This is a genomic window from Inquilinus limosus MP06 (assembly GCF_000767795.1).
Taxonomy (GTDB): domain Bacteria; phylum Pseudomonadota; class Alphaproteobacteria; order DSM-16000; family Inquilinaceae; genus Inquilinus; species Inquilinus limosus_E.
This window is the reverse complement of record NZ_JANX01000473.1, coordinates 1-5,168: the sequence shown is the minus strand read 5'-3', so window position 1 is coordinate 5,168 and position 5,168 is coordinate 1. Positions and strand designations below refer to the sequence as shown.

Here is a 5,168-nt window from a genome sequence, read left to right as displayed (position 1 = left end):
GGCCTGGCGCGCCGCGATCACCGCGGCGCCGAGATCGACCCCGGGCACGGAACGGCCGGACGCCTTGCCGATGCCGCCCTCGAACCCGACAACGCAGGACGGTCGGCCGTAGCGCTCGCGCAGCCGGCCGGCGACGATGCCGACCACGCCGGGATGCCAGCCCTCGCCCGCCACCAGGATCACCGGCCCGGCTTCCGCCGCCTCGACCTGGGCGATCGCCGCGGCCATCACCTCGGCCTCGACCGTCTTGCGGTCGACATTGTGCTCGTCCAGCAGCGCCGCGATCCGCGCCGCCTCGGCCCTGTCCTCGGTGGCCAAGAGACGGGCGCCGAGATCGGCCCGGCCGATGCGGCCGCCGGCATTGATCCGCGGCCCCAGGATGTAGCCGGCGTGATAGGCGTCGACCGTCTCGGTCACCCGCGCCACATCGGCCAGCGCGGCCAGGCCGGTGTTGCGGCGCTGCGCCATCACCTTCAGCCCCTGCCCCACCAGCGCCCGGTTCAGCCCGGTCAGCGGCACCACGTCGCAGATCGTGCCCAGCGCCACCAGGTCGAGCAGCGCCAGCAGGTCCGGTTCGGTCCGGTTGGCGAACACCCCGGCCTGGCGCAGGGCGCGGTTCAGCGCCACCAGCGCCAGGAAGGTGACGCCGCAGGCGGCGAGCTGGCCGAGGCCCGGATCCTGGTCCAGCCGGTTCGGATTGACCACCGCCGCCACCTTCGGCAGGCGCGGCTCCGCCGTGTGGTGGTCGATCACCACGACGTCGAGGCCAGCGGCCCCCTCCAGCGCGTCGAAGGCGGTGGTGCCGCAATCGACCGTCACCACCAGCCCGGCGCCGCCGGCGCGCAGCTTCTCCAGCGCCTGGGCGTTGGGGCCGTAGCCCTCGGCGATGCGGTCGGGGATGTGGATCTGCGGCTCGATGCCCAGCGCGCGCAGGTAGCGAACCAGCAGGGCCGTGGAGGTGGCGCCGTCGACGTCGTAGTCGCCGAAGACGGCGATGCCCTCGCCGGCCGTCACCGCCCGGGCGATGCGCGCCGCCGCCCGGTCCATGTCGCGCAGCACCGAGGGGTCGGGCAGCAGCGCCCGCAGCGTCGGGTTCAGGAAGGCGGGCGCGTCGTCCAGGCCGACGCCGCGCGCCGCCAGCACCCGGGCGACGATCTCCGGCAGGGCGTGGCGCTGGGACAGCGCCAGCGCCAGCCGGTCGTCGGCGGCGCGGCCGATCCAGCGCGCGCCCTTGGCGGAGCGTTCGACGCCGAACAGCGCCGGACCCGTCAACGCCCCGTCCTCATGGCACAGTCCCCCTCATCCTCACTCGACTCGTCATTGCGAGCGCAGCGAAGCAATCCAGGGGCCGCTGCGAGCCGCCCCTGGATTGCTTCGTCGGCTTCGCCTCCTCGCAATGACGGTGAGGGCTGCGCCCGTCAGAGGGCCGCCCCCGCTATGCTGTCCTCAGCCGCCGACGAACTCGAAGCCGGCCTTGCGGCGGAAATCGTGCCGCGCCTCGATGGTGCGGACGGTGCCGCTCTTCGAGCGCATGACGATCGAATGGGTGATGGCGCCGCCCGGGATCAGGCGCACGCCGCGCAGCATCGGACCGGTGGTGACGCCGGTGGCCGCGAACATCACGTCGCCCCCGGCCAGGTCCATCAGGCCGTAGACGCGGGTGAAGTCCTCGATGCCCTGGCGCTTGGCGCGCTCGCGCTCGTCGTCGTTGCGGAACAAGAGACGCCCCTGCATCTGGCCGCCGATGCAGCGCAGCGCCGAGGCGGCCAGCACGCCCTCGGGCGCGCCGCCGGTGCCGAGATACATGTCGACGCCGGTCTCGGGCTGCGCCGTGGCGATGACGCCGGAGACGTCGCCGTCGGAGATCAGCATGATCCGGGCGCCGGCTTCGCGGATCTTGGCGATCAGCTCCTGGTGCCGCGGCCGGTCCAGCACGCAGACCACGAGGTCGGAGACCGCGACCCGCTTGGCCAGGGCCAGCGCCTTCAGGTTCTGGGCCGGGCTTGAGTCGATGTCGATCAGGTCCTTCGGCAGGTCGCCGCCGACCGCGATCTTGTCCATGTAGACGTCGGGCGCCTTGAGGAAGCCGCCCTTGTTGGCCATGGCGATGACCGCCAGCGCGTTCGGGCCGCCCTTGGCGGTGATGGTGGTGCCCTCCAGCGGGTCGAGGGCGATGTCGATCTCCGGCCCGTCGCCGGCGCCGACCTTCTCGCCGATATAGAGCATCGGCGCCTCGTCGCGCTCGCCCTCGCCGATCACCACCTCGCCGACGATGGCCAGGCTGTTCAGCGCCTGCCGCATCGCGTCGACCGCCGCCTGGTCCGCCTGGCGCTCGTCGCCGCGGCCCATCAGCCGCGAGGCGGAGAGGGCTGCGGCTTCCGTCACCCGCACCACCTCGAGCGCGAGGTTGCGGTCCATCACCTGGGACTTGGCTTCCGGCCGTTTCATCGTCTCTCCGATCCTTTCGGTCTCGCATCCGCCGCATCTGCCCTCACGGGCGGCGGCGGACACATCGTGCGACGGGTGTACCGGCTTTCCGTGACAGCCGGTACCGGGAATGATCACAGGTCTTCGATGCGAATGACATGCGGCGGCTCCAGCACCGCGTCCAGCGCGCCCAGCGCCGCCAGCAGCCGGGTCATCGCCGCCTCGTCCGTCTCATGGGTGATGATCACCAGCGGCACCGCGTCGCCGGGCGACCGGCCGCGCTGCAGCAGGCTTTCGACCGAGATCTGCTGGTCGCGCATGGCGGCGGCCACGTCGGCGATCACGCCAGGGCGGTCGACCACCATCAGCCGCAGATAATAGGCGCCGCGGCGATGGTCCATCGGCAGCACGGCGGCGCGCTCCAGCCGCGCGGCGGGGATGCCGAGGGTCGGCACCTTCAGGCCGCGGGCCAGGTCGACCAGGTCGGCGACGACGGCCGAGGCGGTCGGGCCGGCGCCGGCGCCGCGGCCGGTCATCATCACCTGGCCGACGAAGTCGCCCTGCGCCACCACGGCGTTGAACACGCCCTCGACATGGGCGATCGGCGACGCCTCGGCCACCATGCAGGGGTGCACGCGCAGCGACAGCCCCTCCTCCGTGCGCCGGGCGATGCCCAGCAGCTTGATGCGGTAGCCCAGCTCCTGCGCATAGGCGATGTCGAGCGCCGAGACCTGGCGGATGCCCTCGATGTGCAGGTCGTCGAACTCGACCCGGGCGTTGAAGGCCAGGGCGGCCAGCACCGCCAGCTTGTGCGCGGCGTCGACGCCGTCGACGTCGAAGCTGGGATCGGCCTCGGCATAGCCGAGCTTCTGCGCCTCGGCCAGGACCTCCGCGAACTCACGGCCCGTGGTCCGCATCTCGGTCAGGATGTAGTTGCAGGTGCCGTTGAGGATGCCGAACACGCCGTCGATGCGGTTGCCGGCCAGGCCCTCGCGCAACCCCTTGATCGCCGGGATGCCGCCGGCCACCGCCGCCTCGAAGGCCAGGGCCACGCCGGCCTCCTCCGCCGCCGCGGCCAGGGCCGGGCCGTGCACGGCCAAGAGCGCCTTGTTGGCGGTGACCACCGGCTTGCCATGGGCGATCGCGGTCTCGCAGACCGTCTTGGCGACGCCGTTGGCGCCGCCGATCAGCTCGACCACCACATCGACCTCGGGGTCGGCGGCCAGGGCCACCGCGTCGTCGTACCAGCGCACGCCGTCGAGCGGCACGCCGCGGTCGCGGTGCCGGTCGCGGGCCGAGACGGCGGTGACGACGATGCGCCGGCCGCTGCGCTGGGCCAGGAGGTCGCCATGGGCCTGCAGCAGGCGCAGCACGCCGCCGCCGACCGTGCCGAGGCCGGCGATGCCGATTTTCAGGACGGGAGTCACGAGACGGCTTTCAGGCTGACCGGCTGCGGGTCGTTGCGCCGCCGGCTCAGGAAGGTCTTGATGGCCTTGCAGGCCTGGCGGATGCGCTGATGGTTCTCCACCAGCGCGATGCGGACATGGCCGTCGCCGTACTCGCCGAAGCCGACGCCCGGCGCCACGGCCACCCCGGCCTCTTCCAGCAGCAGCTTGGAGAAGGCGAGCGACCCGCCGCGGACGAAGGGCTCCGGGATCGGCGCCCAGACGAACATGCTGGCCTCGGGCTTCTCCACCGGCCAGCCGGCGGCGCGCAGCCCCTCGACCAGCGTGTCGCGGCGCAGCCGGTAGCGCGCCCGCATCTCGTCGATGAAGTCCTGCGGCCCGTTGATCGCCGCGGTCGCCGCCACCTGCAGCGGCGTGAAGGCGCCGTAGTCGACATAGGACTTCACCCGCGCCAGCGCCGCGATCAGGCGCTTGTTGCCGGCGGCGAAGCCGATGCGCCAGCCGGCCATCGAATACGTCTTGCTCAGCGACGTGAACTCGACCGCGATGTCGCGCGCCTCGGGGATCGCCAGGATCGAGGGCGGCGGCGCCGTGTCGAAATAGATCTCGGCATAGGCCAGGTCCGACAGGATCCAGATGCCGTGCTCGCGGCAGAACTTCACGATCGGCCGGTAGAAGTCGAGGTCGACGACCTCGGCGGTCGGGTTCGACGGGTAGTTCAGCACCAGCGCGGTCGGCTTCGGCACGCTGTGCCGCACCGCCCGCTCCAGCACGTCCATGAAGTCGGTGCCCGGCGTGATCGGCAGCGACCGGATGGCGGCGCCGGCGATGATGAAGCCGAACATGTGGATCGGATAGCTCGGGTTCGGCACCAGGATGATGTCGCCCGGGCTGGTGATCGCCTGGGCCAGGTTGGCCAGGCCTTCCTTCGACCCGATGGTGACCACCAGCTCGCTCTCAGGGTCGAGCTCGACCCCGAAGCGGCGCTGGTAGTAGGCGGCCTGGGCCCGGCGCAGCCCCGGGATGCCGCGCGAGGTGGAATAGCCGTGGCTGCGCGGGTTCTGCGCCGCCTCGGTCAGCTTCTCGATCACATGCTTCGGCGGCGGCCCGTCGGGGTTGCCCATGCCGAGATCGATGATGTCCTCGCCCCGAGCTCGCGCCGCCGCCTTCATCGCGTTCACCTCGGCGAACACATAGGGCGGCAGGCGCTTGATTCGGTGGAAGTCCTGATCGGTCATCGACGTGTCCCCCCGACGCCCGTCGGGGCGTCCGGTGCTGAGCCTATTGAGCGAGGTAGATTTCGACGCGGGCGGCCTGGCCGTCGGTGATGTTCGG

The 5,168-nt window shown here is 72.0% G+C and carries 4 protein-coding genes; all 4 read right to left on the bottom strand.

The window, feature by feature from the left end; genetic code table 11:
* Positions 1 to 1,272 (bottom strand): single-stranded-DNA-specific exonuclease RecJ (gene recJ / locus P409_RS26240; RefSeq protein ID WP_034845363.1); only part of this gene is annotated, 1,272 nt, incomplete at its 3' end.
* A gap of 174 nt (positions 1,273 to 1,446) precedes the next feature.
* Positions 1,447 to 2,418, bottom strand: coding sequence for a class II fructose-bisphosphatase (glpX, locus tag P409_RS26235; RefSeq protein ID WP_034845367.1), 972 nt, complete (start codon positions 2,416 to 2,418; stop codon positions 1,447 to 1,449).
* Positions 2,419 to 2,561: 143 nt separating this feature from the next.
* A complete protein-coding gene (locus P409_RS26230; protein ID WP_034845361.1) occupies positions 2,562 to 3,854 on the bottom strand; it encodes a homoserine dehydrogenase in 1,293 nt (430 codons plus the stop codon).
* A complete protein-coding gene (locus tag P409_RS26225; protein ID WP_052121417.1) occupies positions 3,851 to 5,071 on the bottom strand; it encodes an LL-diaminopimelate aminotransferase in 1,221 nt (406 codons plus the stop codon). Before P409_RS26225 ends, P409_RS26230 begins: the two co-directional genes overlap by 4 nt.
* Positions 5,072 to 5,168 lie beyond the last annotated feature (97 nt).

Bases quoted from the DNA above. Each gene is read 5' to 3' on its own strand.
- glpX (WP_034845367.1), bottom strand. From the start codon at position 2,418: ATGGACCGCAACCTCGCGCTCGAGGTGGTGCGGGTGACGGAAGCCGCA.
- P409_RS26225 (WP_052121417.1), bottom strand. From the start codon at position 5,071: ATGACCGATCAGGACTTCCACCGAATCAAGCGCCTGCCGCCCTATGTG.